Annotated in this window: 11 protein-coding genes; 1 reads left to right on the top strand and 10 read right to left on the bottom strand. The window is 39.4% G+C overall.

Annotation, left to right across the window (positions count from 1 at the left end; genetic code table 11):
• Positions 1-96: 96 nt before the first annotated feature.
• Positions 97-1227, top strand: a complete 1131-nt coding sequence (locus ABD676_RS14235) for a hypothetical protein (RefSeq protein WP_344675389.1) — start codon at positions 97-99, stop codon at positions 1225-1227.
• Positions 1228-1400: 173 nt separating this feature from the next.
• Here ABD676_RS14235 and ABD676_RS14230 read toward each other — a convergent pair whose 3' ends face one another.
• From ABD676_RS14230 to ABD676_RS14185, 10 genes are all read right to left on the bottom strand, one after another.
• Positions 1401-2981, bottom strand: a complete 1581-nt coding sequence (locus ABD676_RS14230) for a SusD/RagB family nutrient-binding outer membrane lipoprotein (protein WP_344675388.1) — start codon at positions 2979-2981, stop codon at positions 1401-1403.
• 12 nt (positions 2982-2993) lie between these two features.
• A complete protein-coding gene (locus tag ABD676_RS14225; RefSeq protein WP_344675387.1) occupies positions 2994-6272 on the bottom strand; it encodes a SusC/RagA family TonB-linked outer membrane protein in 3279 nt (1092 codons plus the stop codon).
• 169 nt (positions 6273-6441) lie between these two features.
• Positions 6442-7542, bottom strand: coding sequence for a FecR family protein (locus ABD676_RS14220; protein WP_344675386.1), 1101 nt, complete (start codon positions 7540-7542; stop codon positions 6442-6444).
• A gap of 89 nt (positions 7543-7631) precedes the next feature.
• Positions 7632-8198: an RNA polymerase sigma factor gene (locus ABD676_RS14215; RefSeq protein ID WP_344675385.1), complete on the bottom strand. Its 567-nt coding sequence runs from the start codon at positions 8196-8198 to the stop codon at positions 7632-7634.
• A gap of 730 nt (positions 8199-8928) precedes the next feature.
• A complete protein-coding gene (locus ABD676_RS14210) occupies positions 8929-10902 on the bottom strand; it encodes a SpaA isopeptide-forming pilin-related protein (RefSeq protein ID WP_344675384.1) in 1974 nt (657 codons plus the stop codon).
• Positions 10903-10912: 10 nt separating this feature from the next.
• Entirely contained in the window at positions 10913-12754 is a 1842-nt protein-coding gene (locus tag ABD676_RS14205) for a LamG-like jellyroll fold domain-containing protein (protein WP_344675383.1), read from the bottom strand.
• Positions 12755-12777: 23 nt separating this feature from the next.
• Complete coding sequence (locus ABD676_RS14200) at positions 12778-14250, bottom strand: M60 family metallopeptidase (protein WP_344675382.1); 1473 nt, start codon at positions 14248-14250, stop codon at positions 12778-12780.
• Between the two features lie 8 nt (positions 14251-14258).
• Positions 14259-15995, bottom strand: coding sequence for a LamG-like jellyroll fold domain-containing protein (locus tag ABD676_RS14195; RefSeq protein WP_344675381.1), 1737 nt, complete (start codon positions 15993-15995; stop codon positions 14259-14261).
• Positions 15996-15999: 4 nt separating this feature from the next.
• Positions 16000-17616: a DUF5008 domain-containing protein gene (locus ABD676_RS14190; RefSeq protein ID WP_344675380.1), complete on the bottom strand. Its 1617-nt coding sequence runs from the start codon at positions 17614-17616 to the stop codon at positions 16000-16002.
• A 7-nt stretch (positions 17617-17623) separates the two neighbouring features.
• Positions 17624-18361 (bottom strand): fasciclin domain-containing protein, encoded by a 738-nt coding sequence (locus ABD676_RS14185; protein ID WP_344675379.1) that lies wholly within the window; start codon positions 18359-18361, stop codon positions 17624-17626.

The raw sequence follows: 18361 nt of genomic DNA, 5'->3' as shown, positions 1-18361 counted from the left end.
CTCAGTGTCTTAAATTTTCTTTTAGTGGCTGTTTTTGGGCTTCTAATGCGCCTTAAGTTCCTGTTTCCTATCCCTTGGCTCGATCAGAAAAACATTATGCATGCACATTCTCATTTTGCTTTTGCAGGCTGGGTTTCTCAGGCATTAATGGTATTCTTGATTGCTGCAGTACTCCGTCTAAAGACGGAAGAAGGAATCCCAAAGAAGTTTCAACCGATACTCTGGTTTAACCTCTTATCCTCTTACGGTATGTTAATTAGCTTTAGCATCACAGGATACGCCTTCTTCTCCATAAGCTTCTCATTTTTAAGTGTTCTAGCATCATATTGGTTTGCTATCATCTTGTGGAAAGAACTGAAAAAAACGAGACTACCATTGTCGATTATCGTATTGATAAAGGCCTCATTAATCTATTTGGCTTTAAGTTCTTTGGGAACCTATGCTTTGGTTTTCCTGAAGATTACTCATCAGCTGGATCCATTAAAACAATTAGCCTCCGTATATTTCTTTTTGCACTTCCAATACAATGGTTGGTTCTTTTTTGCCTGTCTCAGTTTAGCAAGCTATTGGATATACGATAGGACAGGAAAGGAAATAATGTTTGCAGGCTTTGCCAAAGTGTATGCCTTTACCGTACTTCCTGCATACTTTCTTTCGGTATTGTGGTGGAAAGGATTTCCCAGTTGGTTATATGTCTTATTATTGCTAACAGTTACATTACAGGTTATCCTTTGGACCGTACTTCTTTTACGTTTTCTGAAAATCAAAAAACAAGATTCTAAATTATTCTTAGCAAAAGAAACAACAGTTATCTGGGTTTGCGTTGTTTTGGCGGTGAGTGTAAAATTGATTCTACAAGCTATATCCATAATCCCGAGCTTAAGCCAATTGGTTTACGGCTTTAGGCCAATTGTCATTGCCTACCTGCATTTGGTATTATTGGTCATTATATCCCTATTCATCCTAGGCTATGCTTTCCAAAATCAAAGCTTGCAGCTTAACAGGGGAATAAGGTTCGGGATCTATGGTTTATTATTCGGCATATTTATGAATGAATTTATGCTGATGATACAAGGGGTTGCTGGATTATTACGATTCCCAATTTACGGTACCCATGAGGCATTAGGAATCGCCGCAGTAATCATGGTTATCAGCATTTCCTTGATTCTAGCAAATCAAGCTAAATCCTCTTGTAAGGAAATGCCCTCTTCAAAGACTTCATTTTAGTTAAATTATAAGTTGAACAAAAACCCAATCCTCACCTCAGTCAACGCCAAGCGACTGAGGTAGGAAATTGGGAGTTTTGAGCATTGCTATTGTTTGGCACTACCCATTAAAACCAAAAAAAGCACAGTCTCCCTAAGGAGACTGCACTCAAAAACAGACTATATACTTATAAATTATTTTTTATCCCACCAAACACGTCCCATTAAATTGTCGCCATCTGGCACTGCAGCAGCTGCAGCTTTATAATATTCGGCATTGGCACTTGCAGCTTCTGCCACTGGATATGGAAAACGACGAGGTATACGCCCTTGCGTATCGCTATTTAAGTAGCTTACAGGTACCAATTCTGGGAATCCTGTACGACGCCAATTAGACCAAGACTCATAAAAGTTTAACGCTGTGTTTTGGTGAATCCAATATTGTATCCCAATTTGTTTCAAGCCAGCTGTTAAAGGATGCGTATTTGCATAATCTTCAGCTACAGCATCTGTTATGGCTAATGAAGCATCATATTGACCGAGGAAGGTAATGCCAGATTTGACTGCTTTTTTATAATGATCAGCAGCTGAACCACCAATTCCCCAACGCTGAGCAGCCTCTGCCCACAATAACTCCGACTCCGTATAGGTCAAGATAAAGGTTACCCCATCTCTTTTTAACATTTTTGGATGTGGAGAAGAATACTCGGGCATACTCGTGAATGATGGATCCTTACTAATGGCATAACTTGCATTATTGCCTAGGTCTTTCCCGTTTGGCATTCCTTTTTGCTTCAAAGGATCGTTGCTATAACCAGCATTCTGAACCTTTTCTCCATCTTTCATCCACAAGTTCACCACCGCAACTTTCAAACGAGGGTCTGCTGTATTCTTTAACTCATTAATAAAGGTATTGGACCATTTCACATAATAATGTTCCTGTCCACCATCTCCCAATAAAACCTGACTGTTTCTATTCTGGGTCACACGAGCTCCAGATTCATCATGCTTCACGAAAGCGTTATCCTCGTTGGCCATGAGGGTTTTACCGACTACTTTACCCACATAGGTTTTGGCAGTCCCTTCATCTACTTTAGTCAAACGCATCGCTAAACGCAAAATTAATGAGTTTCCGAAACGCTTCCATTTCTCTACATCACCTCCATAGATAACATCGCCACTGATTGCATCCGTACCTGTACCTAAAGCTGCCACAGCTTCTTCCAACTCCTTCAACATGTTTATGTAGATATCCTGTTGCTTATCGTATTTGGTCGATAGGTTTTTCAGATAGTAACCCATACCAGCTTCCGAATAAGGAACATCACCATAAAGGTCCGTAATACGAGCAAAGACTAAGGCTTTCCAAATTCTTGCTGCTTGATGTAAGTTTTTATATTTTGGGTTATTACGAGTTACTTCAACCACATCAACGATCGGCTTTACTTGCTCTGCATAAGCCCGCTCCCAATATGCTGAAGTGTACCAAGGAGTCAATAAATATTTATCACCAGCCCAATAAGAAACCACCGAAGAAAGGCCTTGCATCATAGTGCCCGCATAGATCAAATTTGCACGCCATGTTTCATAGGCAAAGTCTATACTTCCAGTATAGGTCAATTGTGAGGTAGTAAATGTGAAGTTTGGATCAAAATTAGTTGGTCCATAAGCCACTGGGTCGGTATTAATTTTCTCAAAATCTTTCGTACAGCTTTGAAGTAAACTCGTACCTGCCAATAAGATCAGTGCAGCTATTTTTATCGATTTTATTTTCATAACAGTCTAGGATTAAAATTTAACATTTAAGTTGAAACCAAAGGTTCTCGCAGGAGGCATTCCTCCAAGCTCCAAACCAGGGAAAGTAGCGTTGTAACTTGATTCTGGATCGATGTTATCCGTCTTTTTCATTAAAATGAAAAGATTACGTGCAACCAAACTCAGGCCTAAGCTCTTCACCCGATCATTAAATAAACTTGTTGGGAAATTATAACCCAATGTAAACTGTCTGAATTTGATAAAGCTAGCATCATTTACAAAAATGTGCGATATGTTGTTTGCTGTATTTTCATAGAATTTAGGTGCTTTATTACCTAACTCTTCACGATTCTCTAAAGTACCTTGGTGCAAGCCTTTGATATAGCCTAGGTAATCTGTTCCAGAGAACAATTTCCCACCAAACTTCCCGTCAATTAAGAAGCCCAGACTGAAATTCTTATAGGTAAAGTCGTTATTCCAACCGGCGAACCATTTATTATAAGCAGAACCAAATGCTTTCAGCTCCCCTTGTTTAGCAGTGCCATCGGCATTCTTTTGGATCACCCCTTGATCATCATAAGCGTAGTCAAAGGCTACAATCTGTCCCATGGCCTTTCCAGGAATGTTCTTTAAAAACCCTACTCCAGAACGCGAAGTCGCTATCAATTGCTCATCTAGTCCTTCAGCTAGGGAGATTACCTTATTGTCGTTATAGGTCATGTTTAATGAGCTTGTCCAAGAGAAAGCATCATTACGAACAGGCACCCCAGTAATCAAAGCCTCAATACCCATATTCTCAATGGATCCAGAGTTTAATACCGATTGACTGTAGCCCACTGTTGTTGGGATACTCACCCTGATAATCTCATCCTCTGAACGCTTCTTATACCAAGTTAAATCTAAATTCAATCGGTCGTTGAAGAACCGAATGTCCGTTCCGATCTCTAATTCTGTAGCCTTAGAAGGTTTTAAAGAAGAATTAGGAATATAATCATAGGATATTTGACCTAGAGCAGCTCCATTTAAGGATTGGCTCATGAAGTTGTAGGTCAAAGCTGTTTGATACGGATCTGTTGCTTGACCAACAACCGCATAACCTGCCCGAAGTTTACCAAAACTTATTAGATCCGACTGTAATAGCTCAGAGAAAACAAATGAACCACTTAAGGAAGGATAAACTACACTTAATTTATTGTTCAGCCCAGGAGCCGCTAAGGTAGAAAACCAATCCGAACGTACTGTACCTGTTAAATAGAGGTAATCTTTGTAGGCCAACTCCAATGTTCCATAAAAAGACTGTGTCTCTTGTTCTGATTCGGCATAAGCCAAGGATTTATTTTTCAATCCAGCAATAGTATGCACCCCCGGAACTAAGAATTTTGTTCCTTGGTTAGTAGTAACATCGGTTTTTGTATTTCTAAAACTTGCTCCGATATTTGGTGTGATACCAAAATCTTCATTTACCGAAAAGGATTTCCCAACCAATACATCGGCATTGATATCGGAGAAACGCATCTTTTGGGATACTAAATTATTTGGTGGAGTATAAGCTAATCCCTCTGGAAATACCGAAAAATAAGCATTGGTATAAAAGTCCTGTCCGGCACGTCCTTGCACAAACAAACCATTATCCAATGTATATCGAGCCGATAATGAACTCATTAATCGGTTTCTATCGGTATTATTTACGATTTCATAAGCCGCAAAATAGGGGTTAGTATCCCAAGGGTTGCCTCGATTATAGGCGATTTCATTTCCTGTTTCTGTTTTCCACGGTTGTAGATCTCGAATATCCACACTCGTAGGCAGGAATACAGCATTGTAGTTGGCACTACCAGCACCGTCAGACAGCATTGGTCTATTCTTGGCATCTTCCAGAATATAGGTTGATCTTGCATCTATTTTGAGGCGTTTAATAGGCTCAAAAGTACCCGCTAAGCCAAAGGATTGACGGTTCAATCCAGAGTTTGGCATAATCGATTCATTTCTCAAGTCACTAATCGACAAGCGTAATGAACCCGAATCAAAGGATTTATTTAATGCTACTGAATTGGTCCATGTATAGCCATTTTTGTAAAAATTCTCGATGTTGTCTTTTTGGGCAACATAAGGTCTGGAAACATTATCAAATTGAGGAACAGAGCTACCATCTAATTTAGCTCCCCAACTGGAGCCTCCTACTTGTGCTGCTGCAGCACCGTCCGCAGGTTTTTCTCCATTTGTTCCTTGCCCGTAAACATATTGCCAATCTGTACGATCCATTACCTGTTCTGTTACAAAATTACTGCTAAACTCTATACCTGAGCCTTTACCAGATTTTGTCGTAATCAAGATTACCCCAGCTTTCGCACGAGAACCGTATAATGCTGAAGCAGCAGCTCCTTTCAGTACCGAAATACTCTCAATATCATCAGGATTTAAATTCCCTATCGCATCTCCCATATCAGGAGCATTGTCCCATTGACTACCTCGGTTACCATTCGGATTGGTATTGGTAATCCCTTGCGGTGCATTTTCCATGGGAACACCATTAATGACGTATAAAGGTTGATTGGTTTGGCTTAAGCTGGAAGCACCGCGAATAATAACGGAAGTGGCCGAACCGACACCACCGGATGTCGATGTAATATCTAAACCTGCAACTTTACCTACCAAGGCATTAGCCACATTGTTTTCACGAGCTTGGGTTAAACTTTCTCCATTTACCTGGGTCACCGAATATCCCAATGTTCTTTTCTCACGGGTAATACCAAGTGCGGTAACTACCACTTCATTCAGCATCATTTGGTCAGGAACCAATTCTACCTTTAATTCACCATTACCTGTTACTTGAACCTCTTTCGTTAAAAAACCGGTATAGGATATCACGAGGAAAGTACCGTTTGGTAAATCCATCTCAAATTGTCCGTTTAGATCGGTGGCTTTTCCTACTGAAGAGCCTTTAATGCGAATGGTAGCACCCACCAAAGGATGACCTTCCATATCAGTGACAATACCGCGAATTTTATTTTGCTTCACCTCATTCACCACCACTAAACCATTTTCCGAAACCGTGTAGCTCAAATTATTCTTTTTAAATAATTTAGGCAGTAAATCCAGTACCAACTCATCTTTTGCCGACAAGTTGAGTTCCTTGGAAAAATGTTTAATACCCGGATTAAAAACAAAGTAAAAGTCACTCTGATCTTCAATGATTTTGAGGATTTTACTAAGCTTCGTGTGTTTTAAATCAAGTGTTACTTTCTGCTGCGAATACACATTCGCATTGACATTTAACAGAAAGAATAGAATCATAATTAAGGTTAGTTTCATTCGAATAATGAATCTAAAGTACAATCGCCGGTTATATTGCGTTTGCAACAAGTCATTTTTAATCATATTTTAGTACTTGGTTAAAGTTTATAATTGGCAGAGACGTGTTCAGATGTAGCTGCCGACTGATTTAATCGTATAAAGGATAGTGTTAGCGCACTGTCCTTTTTCAGTTTTTAGTGATAGTTATTTTTTCCCCATATATTTTAAATTTAAAAGGTTGCACTTTTTGTAAAGCCTCTAAAGCTTGTTGAATATTCTCTTTAGAAAAGGTAGCTGTAAATCGATAAGCATCTAAATCAGCATCGTTCAATTCTATTTCTACATTATACCAACGCTCCAATAATTGTTTCACCTCCAAAAAATCCTGGTCAGTCATTACTAGTCGACCATTTTTCCAGGCGATATCAGCGATTTCATCTGCCGGCAAATCATCTTGTAGTTCATGAATCAAGATTTCCTTTGCAGGAATACCTTTAAGTCGATTATGCTGCTGCTGTTGTTTTGTGGATTGCTGTTGTTTATTGCCCCGGCCAATCGATACCCTTTGGTTCGGCTTAATAAGAATGGCATTGCTGTTTTTGTCTTTGCTTTGCATCTCAATGAGTCCTTCCAATAAAAAGGCTTCAGATTCTTTATCCTCAGGGTAAGATTTAACATTGAATACCGTTCCTAGGACACGGATATCAAAATCTTGTGTCTCTACATAAAATGGCTTTTCGGCATTCTTAGCCACTTCAAAATACCCTTCACCCTTTAAAGTTACCCGTCGGTCTTCTTGGTTAAACGTTTTGCTGATGCGTAGCTCCGATGCAGAATTTAACGTCACTATTGTACCATCCATTAAGGTAAATTGCTTCTTTTCACCTTTCTTGGTTTTAATAACTTCTTGTTTGATTTTTGCCAGTGTTTGATTATAGGTGCGTTCTGGTCCAGTGATCCACCAATAGGAAAAAGTAGCTACAGCAAGAAGGATTGCCGCTGCAGCAAACCATTTACGCCAGGAAGTCTTAGTTGGTAAACTAACTCGTTCCTCAACGGCATGGATTTTTTCTTTTAACGTAGCAAGTTGTTTTGGAATTGGCCTGGCATGTGCACTTAATATGTGATAAAGCTGCTTGGCCTGTAGGATGGTTTCCAACTGATGGGGATGATCTTCGATATACCGCTCCCAATATGCTGTACTCAAGGAGTTCTCCTCAGCACAATATTGTTGAAAAGTCGAATCAATTAAGAAATCTTCAATCTCCACAAAGCTGGTCTCTTTCATTACTTAGGTATTTACTTAATAGTGCCTGAAAACAGCAAAATTGCCTAAGAAAAAATGAAAATAATATATAATTGACTGATTACAAGGGGTTAAAAATCATAAAATTCTTTACGCATGATCTTCAAAGCATCATATAAAGTATTATAGCAGGTCTTAACAGTCATGTCGGTCTTCTCGGCAATCTGTTCATAAGTTAATCCTTCAAAAAACTTCAATTGAACAATTTGTTTCTGTCGAAAAGTTAATTTATTTAGTGCCTGTTTGAGTTTAAATTGCACTATTTCATCAGACTGAACCCGAATAATAAACTCCTCATAGGACATCTCCGTCCACTCATCTTGATCTATTGCTGCCTGTAAGGCTTTAGAGAGCTTCTGACGACGTTCTGTAAGTCGTATGAGCTTTCGTTTCAATATGCTGATCAAGTAGCTCTGAACCTGCTCTACACGTTCCAGATTAGCTCGCTTCTCCCAGATACTAAGGAAGACATTGTCCGTAGCTTCACTAGCCAAGTCAGCATCTCCAAAACTTCGAATTCCAAATCGAACCAATTCAGGATATAACTGGGCATATAGATCAAAATAGGCAGCCTCATCGCCATTGCGAATCCTTTCCCACATCAATCTTAGTTGCAGTTTATCCCTACTTTGTTCCATGAACAGTTTTAATTGGTTCTATTGTAATTTGTAACAGGCCTAAATTGACCATTTTTTATTCATTATTCAATACTCTTCTCATTTTTTTTCTGGGAAAACTTACAATGCATAATGGTCTACACTTTTTATTTAAACGGTCGAAGCATGCTTTGACCGACTATTAACAATTTAAAAATCTTCATCGTTTAAAGATCTTCCACCTTCGATGGAAGATGACGGGCGAAGAGAGGGCAATTGCGCCTCTTCGCTTCGCTCTGAGTTGTAAGTAACGAAATTATTATCCGCCAATAGATCTAAATACTCCGTACTATATACTAACTACTGCCCGTAGGGCTCATACTCTTCGCTTCGCTCTGAGTTGTAAGTGATATACCTCCCATTATTTCTCACGTCTAATACCGTATCGGTCTCCTATCTCACATCTATTTTCTTGGGTTTTATTCGCCACACTTACGGATCTCCTTCGGAACTTGTTCGGATCTCCTTCGGATCTCGTTCGGTTCCGACCGAACGAGATCCGAAGGAGATCCATCTCAGATCCCTAGAAATTCCTGGAGAGTCTCGAAGCAAACACCAGCATAATAACTGTTAAACTCATGGGAATGTAAAAGTTTACTAATCCATCATTTTTCTATAGCAGAATGGAAAAAAGAAAAGCGACCCCGAAGGATCGCTTTCTCTGATAAGCCCCATTTTATGCTATTCAATAGGGTTGAGCATCGTGTAGTATTTAGTCAATATCTGCGGAACGCATGATACGGACGTTTTTGGTAGAACCATCACCATCGGCGATATACCAATTTCCAGTCCATGGGTTATACGTTATTCCTAAAGGTCCGGCGAATTTAGCTGTCAGTGCATTTCCATCCGCATACCCTGCACCTGATCCGGCTAATTTAGTGTATCGAGCATCACCAACCGTTTGATTAAGATTGACGATACGGATTTCACGTAAAGCAGCAGCGTTTGCCGAGTAGATCATATCGCCATTCGAGGTGATGAACATTCCACGTGGAGCTCCGGCGCGGTAGTCCCCATTATTCCCAACGAAGAATTTAAAGGCGCCTGTGCTGACATCTATTACCCCAATTCTAGAGTTAGGATCAGAGTTGGAGGCATTACCACCGACATATAATTTCTTGTTATCTGGGCTTAAAGCTAAACCTATTGCTGGTTGATTAATGGCAGCATTGACACCAAAACCTTCGGTATTCGCAGCAGAACCAGTACCCATTAATGTAGTTACTGTTTTCGTTGCAAGATCGATTTTCCGAACACGGTGTCCACCCCATTCACCAACATATAAAATTTGTGCATCATTATCTATCGCTAGGCCTGCTGGACGGTTGAACGTCGCAGCGGTTCCAACACCATTTGCACCACCACTAGATCCCGAACCAGCAATGGTTGAAACTACTCCGCCACCTTGTGCATCAAAAGTGATCTTACGGACTTTATGGCTAGAACCTGACGAAGCGTTATCAACAAAGTAAATATTGTCTTCACGGTCTACGATCAATCCCCATACCTGGTTCAATGTGGCGGTCTCCAATGGACCATCTACAGTACCTGCTGAACCTGAAATCAATACCTTAGCTGCACCTTTGCGATCAACACGGATTATTTTATGTCCTGAACCATCTGCAAAATAGATATTACCCTTACTATCGCTTGCTATTCCTGTTGGGTTAGCTAAGGTCATACCCACATCCAGTGTACTCACTTTAAGATTGGTATAAACTGGTATTTCATAGCGTGGTTTCAAGTCACGTAGTTCAAATGTAAATCCATTGATAACATTGCTTTCTTCCAAGCTGAAAGTAGCAGCAGCGAATGGATGTCCAGTACTAGTTGGTGTAATCTTGATTTCAGCAGGATAGATGAAATTAGGGATTGACACTTTACCATTGGCGTCCAATTGATATTGTTTTACTGCTGAAAAGTCCTCATCAAAAACCGACTTCACTTGAATATTCACAGTTTCACCTTTTAAGACCTTTAAGGAGTGGTAGTTTTTAGCAATTAAATCAATGGTTCCTTTTCCAAACTTGGTTCTGGTTTTCAGTTCTACTTGAACATCTTGTTTACTTGTTAATTTATTCTGAACGGAATCAATCTCATAAGCTTTTGGATTTTCAACAATCTTCAGCATATAGTTTACAGGGAAAGCAATATTTTCAAAAGTTGCTTGTCCTTGTGCATTGGTCAGTATAGTATCCGCTGCAACATAAGACTCATTGTTTGATTCACGTAGGAAAAGTCCTACTTTGATTTCAGCCAATGGTTTTCCATCTTGATCAACCACAGTGGAGATTACTTTCGCTACTCCAAATCGAGGAGCAGTCTGTAATGCAATGGTATATTCAGTTCCTTCTGCTACATCGACAAAAGCTGTATCTGCTTCGTAGCGTCCTGTATCACGAAGTACCACGCGCACCTTATTTGGGAAAGGGATCTCGTAGGAGAATTTCCCTTCTGCATTTGTGCCCACGGTATCCACAAAGCTGTTTGCACCGGAGGCTTTCGTCTGACGTTCGAATAATATTTTTACTCCTGACAATGGAGAACCATCCTCCGAGGAGGTAAGGGTTCCAACCACACGGCCACGTTGGACCTCAGTATCCTGATTCCAAAGACCATCCTTTGCACATCCAAAAAGGAAAAGAATAGTTATTAGGCCAATAATCGAATTATATAATTTCATAATCTTGGTATTATTTGGTCTGTTCTTGCATAAATTCTACTTCGTAATTGTTCAGGAATGGCTTACTGCTTAACAGCCAAGAATCCGCGATCGGCATATCCAACCAATAATAAATCTGGGGTGCGATATCAACCAATGAGTATGGCAAGGCATTTCCTGATGAACAAAGTGTATAATTGAATGCTGTTTTTTGAACTGGTGTACCTGTTAAAGATAGGTCGCGAGCGGCATTTCCTTTAGCATCTTTAAGTTTATTTCCATCACTTTTCCGGAAAGCACTAATCAGGTTTCCGTTCAAGGCATGATTATTTGGTAGATCAGCAAGACAGGCCACTTGACTCACTTCAGAATCGGCCAAAGCCTTATTCCAAAAGCGTACATCGGTCATATAGAAATCTAATAGACCATATTGGAATCTTCTACTGAAACCTAGGATAATAGGTTCAATATTGTCCAAATCTGCTACATTCACCTCCATTTCTTCTTGGGCTTGTTTTATTCCATCTACAAATGCCATCATCATGGTTTTTTCACCTGACTTCTTCAAAGTGATGGCTACATGCTGCCAAGTTTGATTCTTTCTCCCCGGGATACGAACGCTTTTAGTTGTTTTCCCATCTTGAAGGGTTATACCGTATGAATCTGAACTATAAGCATTCACTGACCACCCTGGAGTTTGGACAGCTGAAGCTACTGTTGCACCAACCCATCCGCCTTCTTTATCTTTACTCAAGATGTTTTGATACCAAAAAGAATAGGTATTCACATAAGCTGAAAAATTTGGCAATTCCAATGGTTTATAAAAATTGATTTTAAATTCAATAGTCAGTTCACCAGTTTTCGCGAGGTTATAAATATCATCTTCTGCACCACCCGTACTAACGGCATGAACGCCAGTTTCTGGGTAAGAAATGCTTTTGCTATTTGTTGTAATGGTTTCATTAGCATACCATCCATGAAAACGCAGATAATTCATTAAATCCGCAGAAGTTTTCTGCGTTTTAAATAAGGGGTGATAATATAAAGTAAAGGTATTTAACTCCTCGAAGCTATCGCTCCCATATTTGTTTTCAATACCACCATGGTTGGATGTTATTATCACTAACCAATCTTCTTTATCATAAGTTGAACGGCCTTTGACAGCGTCTAAAAGTTCTTTTACATAGCCATCTGTTTTATCAACCGCAGCCTTATAGCTCGCATTGCTCATATTAAAGGCATTGGCCAGTCCAGCTTTGCGAACATCACTAAATTGTACCACGGCTAGGGAAGCATGAGCATCCATGGACTTAATCACATTTACCGTACTATCTTTTACTTTTTGATCCGAGTCAACCTCTACTAATTTATCAGCATACTTGAAGGCGTAATCTGTCAAATCTCCTTTATTACCAATAGCTGCGGAGGTCATTTTACGACCTACTTCGTTTACACGTTGGAATATAGAGACAAAGCCTTCCGCACCACCAGTCCCTTCGTGGTCATGAATATCGTCGTCATCTATATCCTCAGGATCAAATGAATTGCCATGTACATTATGTACATCAGACCATTGTCCACTCAAGATATTTGACCAGGTCAAGGCATCTTTAGAACCATCGCTCAATCCATTAAACGTATATTTACTGTTTGCCAACATGGATTTGATTGTTGGAGGCGTATCCTTCTCTAATTCAATTCCATTTAATCCTTCCACAACCACCAATAGTACTTTGCGATCTTTTTGGAAAGCCAATTCAGGCTCTTCTTCGAATACCAAAGGAGGATCAGGGAATTTACGGCAAGAAGAAGCCATAACCAAAAGGCAAAGGCTGCAAGCTAAAAATATCTTATTAAAATTCATCGTTTTCATAATTTATTAGGTTTAAACCACCATTAATATACCCTTACTGGACTTGCTAACCACAGTTCTTCCGTTAACTTAGGGTATCCTAATTGTTCCTCTACATACTTACGGGAAACATCTGAAATCGTCCAGCCCCATTTATCAAAGAAAGGCAACATATCGATTTTTGTGTATTCACATACCGCCTCATAGAAGAAGTCATTCTTTGACTGATCGTTGGCTGATAAGAAGCGTGCATTTCTCGCTCTGGTATAGAGGTAGGTCATAAATTCATAACCATAACGCTCGAATATTTGCGCGTAGAAAATCAAACGAATATCCAAATGATTTTCGAAAGTTGTATTCCACTTTACGCCTGAACCGATAAACTTCTGGGCAATGCCTTTATTCCATATTTCAGCTATTTTATAGGATTGTTTACCAAACACTTTGGAAACACGGAAGTGAAAAAGGTTATTACTTACCTCTCCAGTATAAGTGGAAATATTCCAAATGGAGTTTTGCTGCATATTGTGCCCTAACTCGTGGTAAGTTCCCCAGTTCAGGTATTTTACTTCTTCAATGGTTGTAGCTTGTTTAAAGTAAGAGTCGTTCGCTCTAGCGCGAACTGGATAACCTGATACCTGTGCTACACCCGATTTGAACAATACGTCGTGTACAATACGCCATTTATTGAATGGGGCACGGTGTTTTGGATTCGGGTTACCTTCAGTTAAACCTGTCCAATCCCAATACCCGACTTTAATGGCTTTATCCCAAGTTTCCATCAATTCTTTAGGGTCATCTACACCAATGGTTTTTGCTTTTTGGGTTTGTAAGGTAAAGACGATACGATTACCCTCTAATTCGAACCAAGGCACCGTGGATTTCTTAATCTCCTCTTTCCATTGAGCTGGGTCAGTTACTCCCAATTTAAAGCTTGGCGCTTTCACAGTACCCGTAAATTTAAGCTCAACAGTCCTTCCCAAAGGTGCAGAAGGTAAAATATAGATTAGGCCACCATATAGGTTTCTAAGATAGTTTTTTCCAGGGAAGAGCACCTTTTGAATGGTAATATCCAAGTCACGCTGCGGGACAGGAATACCGTCCTCACTTTTATTCACATGTGCACCGACCAAAGCAGTCAAACCATATACACCTTCTGGTACCATGATTTCTACCAATTCACCCGCAGGGGCATACATGGCAGTACTCTGCCAAGCACCCGGAGTAACGTTAATTCGTAAGTCAGAAGAGGGAACTGCAACATAGTTTAAGTCAACAGTCACAGGAAAATCTTTTACACGTACTTCTGCATCTCCAACTAAGCCGGGGAATACACGTGCTTGGGTATATTTACTTTTATTGATAAAGTTTCTGTTGGTATCAAGCTGAATATTTAAGGTATCCTCTTTACTTTCCAAATCATAACCGTCAACAAAACTTACATTATTGTCCTTACTACACCCTACAACGGAGATAGTAAGTGCGCTAAGGCATATTAATTGATATATCCTTTTCATAATCATGCTTAATTTTCAGAAAAACTAGGTGACCAAAACTTGGAGTCCAAGTTAAATTTCTCAATACCTTTTACCCCGAACCAGTTATAAACCATCAAAGGAACATCCACACTACGGATGGTTAATATTTCTAAGTTTTGAGGAGTTGTAGGACAAAGTGACCCTGATCGTTCAGAGAAACTATTCCACGCTACCGTACCTGTCAATTCAAAGTCGTTTTTATTTGGAGATGCATCCTTAATAACCTCACCAGATCCATCAATTGCTGGCCAATAGCCCAACAAATTTTTCCAATATGGAGAATCATTGTATATTGCTGTTGAGCAATAGTTTGTTGCGATATAGTCATCCGGTAAAGCCGTATTAAAAATTCGTACGTCCGTGATGGAATGGGAACCATTGGTACCAAAGGCTGTACTATAGCCTAGTTTCAATGGCTCAGTAGAAGTTCCTTGTGCGTTCGTGATGGTACTTTCGGCAACAAACACACCATTGGTGTACACTCTTGCTTTACGAACTCCTTTGTCGTTGTAGACTTTGGCGGTCAAAGTATACCATTGTTCTAAAACAAACGGATTCGGATCGATGGCTTGGGTGCCAAAGATTTTAAATCGCCAACCCAACGCACCATTATAGATAAAAGACCAGCCGTTCACGGAGTTACCCGTATGACTCATTTTAGAAATTATAGCTGGGTTGTTTACTCCCAAAGCATGGACTTTAATACGAAGTTGAATGGTGTACTCACCATCTGTAGCTGTTGACCCTAAGTTAAATTTGTCAGCTTTGTTTGCTGCAAGGGTAGCTGTTGTAGCAGATCCTGTATAGCGAATGGCAGATCCATCATAGGTTGGATCTGAAAGGTCCATTTTCTGAATAATTTTATATTGAAACTGATTGTTATAGTACAAGATAAAGTTATTTCTTTTTGGAACGGAGTACAAGGAGTTATCGTCGAGATTAGGATCAATTACGTATTCTCCGCCACGATTAGAAGCCACCACTAATAACCATTTTTCGGTGTTGTAGTTTGGTCTCTTCTGAATGGTTTCCATTACATCCTTTATCTTATTATCAATATTTTTCAAAGAAGCGACATAAGGTGCAGAATTAGGCCCATAACCTTCAGCTTTACCAACTACATCTGTTTCATTGAATGTAAGTAAGGTGAAACCAGTGTTTTCAAGTGCTAGTTCCGCTTTTGCGGCTTCAAGTGTTTCCTGATCTGAACTTGTAATTTTCTTATTATCGATAGTCGAGTTTTGTGCTAGGCTTGCTACATCTTCATTATTACTAATGACAGAAGTACGCAGACCTAAGCTTGATTTCAAACGATCAAACAACAAGGGGTACTGGCTTAGGTTAGCTGAGGCAAGGTCATTAGAACTCACTTTGTGTTTTGCCACATTGACACCTGTCAATAAATCCGCATAGAAAGTAATATCCTGTGCATTATCTTGGGTAATGGAGTTCCAGCTGAATAAACCGTTTTCTGTAAGTTTCCCAAGATATGGCATGTTGTTAAAATCCGTAGCTTGAGTACCAACTACTGAACCTACAGCTCCATCAACCACGATATATGCTACCTTATAGGATTTCCCATCAATGATAACAGGCTCTCCTGGTTTACCAATATCAATTTTGTTCTCCAATTCCTTATTACACGAAAAGGCAAACATGAGCAGAGACAATAAAAAGACACTGCGCAAAAGGGTAAACTTAAATGTTGTGTTATTTCTTTTCATAAGGTTAATCTTGAATAATTAATCGAACGATATTTCCCAAATTTAATTTCCCATTAAAGGAGTTGATATACCCTACTAAGGTTATCGTTTTTTGACCTAGGGAATTGGTGCCTTGGTAGGAGTCATAAATATTTCCAACAAGTCTACCTGTATTGTTATAGTTAGCTGCCAAAGTACCATCTGGGTTTAAGATCATCAGACCTTCGCGTATTACTTCGTTGTAATTTGTAAAGTTTCCACTAACTAAAATCTTACCGTTTTCAAGGACTGCTAGGTAATTAGGTGATCCATTGGTAAACTTAAGCGCCTTAAACGAAGGGTCTACGGTTCCGTCTGCATTAATTAAGACCATCCTATTGGCTTCTTGTCCATTGTATCGGTCGAAATACCCGATTAAAAAGTAACGTCCATTTGTATATGGGATCACTTTTGCTATTTCTTTATCAGCACCAGCACCTATATTAAATGAATTATCAAAACTACCATCTGCATTTAGGCGCAAAATGTTGGTTGCATTTACAGCGTTGTTAAAGCGAGTGAAGGCACCTGCTAGGATAATTTTTCCATTGGCATCCATGTAACCGTCATTTACAAAACCATTTACACCAAAACTACCACGTTTAGGATAGGAGCTGTGATTGACCAAAAAGGTGGAGTCTAAGCTTCCATCCATATTCATGCGAAAGATGTTTTTAAATTCAAAATAATCGCGTAGGATACTGTTGTAGGTTGAACGCTCGTAATAATTACTGGTAAACTGCGAAAAGTTTCCAATAGCAGTTACTTTTGAGTTTCTAACAAATACCTTGGAAATTGTTCTGTCTGCTCCACCGTTAAAAGCGGGTACAAGCATGGTGCTATTCGCTGGATCTTCTGTTAAGTTTAGAATGGAAACAGATTCTTTATACAAGGAACCAGTGGAGTTCAATACCGTAATATTCTTCACATTAGCATTGGAGTCGTAAGAATTGAATGTTCCATAAATCAACAATTTACCGTCAGAAAGTTCTTCAATTCCATTTACAAGTCCAGCAGCAGAACCTTCTTGTGCTCCTTTACCAAAGCCCATTCCAGTAACGAATTCTCCAGTCGAGTTAATTCTTGCGATACCATTAATATCTGCTAAAGATTTATTACCGTTATAATCCGTAAAATATCCACCAATAAAGATTTGATTATTCTTCAGGCGAACGATTTTAGTGATTAGACCGTTAGCTCCGGTTCCAGGATTAAAAGTTGGGTCGATACTGACTTTCCCTAAAATAGGTGTTAATGGTCCAGCGAATGTTTGTCCATCGACCACAATCTTGGCACTACCCGTACTTATAACGGCAGGAAGTTGAACAGTCACAGTAGAATCTGTAACCGTAGAAACGGTCACTTTCACATTGTTCACAAAAAACTCCATATTCGGGAATTTACTGGCTCCCTCCACACGATATGTTACGGCTTCTCCAGGTCTTGCTTGACTAGGGCTAGGCAGTTTATCTTCGAATTTAATACCTAGTGGTTCCACCTGTCCGCCATAAGGATCAGAACCGTAATTCATTTTTTTATTACATGCTGTAAAAGCTGTAAGTACGGCTAAACAGATGCTTGTATATATAAATAATTTCTTCATGACCTAACTAATTATATTTTATGCCTGCTTCGATCGCTGCATTGGCAAATCGCCTATAAGTAAATCCAAAGGAATGACCCAAGTAACGGATGACATGTAGTCGACCATTTTTGGGAGCAATATTGGAGGTTGCTACATAACCTGTTTGCCAATTTTCCAAAGGCTTGCTGACATCTGGTATGTAGGAAATAACTAATTGTCTCGGCCCTTGGTATTTAATGACTACATCTCCATTTTTCAAATCGTGATAGACAACACCGATATTTACAGTAAGATCCTGATCTAATGTTTGGTATAATTGACCACCATAAGAATTTAGTGCCATGGTATCCACTTGAGGGAAATCCGTGATTCCTTTATTCTCTTTGATCATATATCCTCTTAGGAATTTATTCCATACAGTAGCATCAACTTGATCGAGTCTGCTAATCGTATCTTTACCTTCAGCATATAATTGCCAGTTTAATTCCTTAATAGCCGATCTAATCGATGGGTCCGTAGGCGCAAAGAAGGTAATGTTTTCATTTGCAATTGTATTTTCAAGTCCTGCGATTTTGATCACATTCAATAGGGTATCAAAAAGGCTTGTGCTATCCTTGCTATGGTTTTGAAAGTACTCTAACATGGTACCATTATAATTCGGATCATGAACACCTGAATCATCAAAGTATCCATCTTTATTACAACTACTAGCAAATAATAGTGATGCTAGAAAAAGTATACAGATTGTTAAGTTTGTTTTCAT

Source organism: Sphingobacterium kyonggiense (assembly GCF_039536825.1).
GTDB classification, from domain to species: Bacteria; Bacteroidota; Bacteroidia; order Sphingobacteriales; family Sphingobacteriaceae; genus Sphingobacterium; species Sphingobacterium kyonggiense.
The sequence above is the reverse complement of the archived record's forward strand: the minus strand, read 5'-3'. Positions and strand labels throughout refer to the sequence as shown.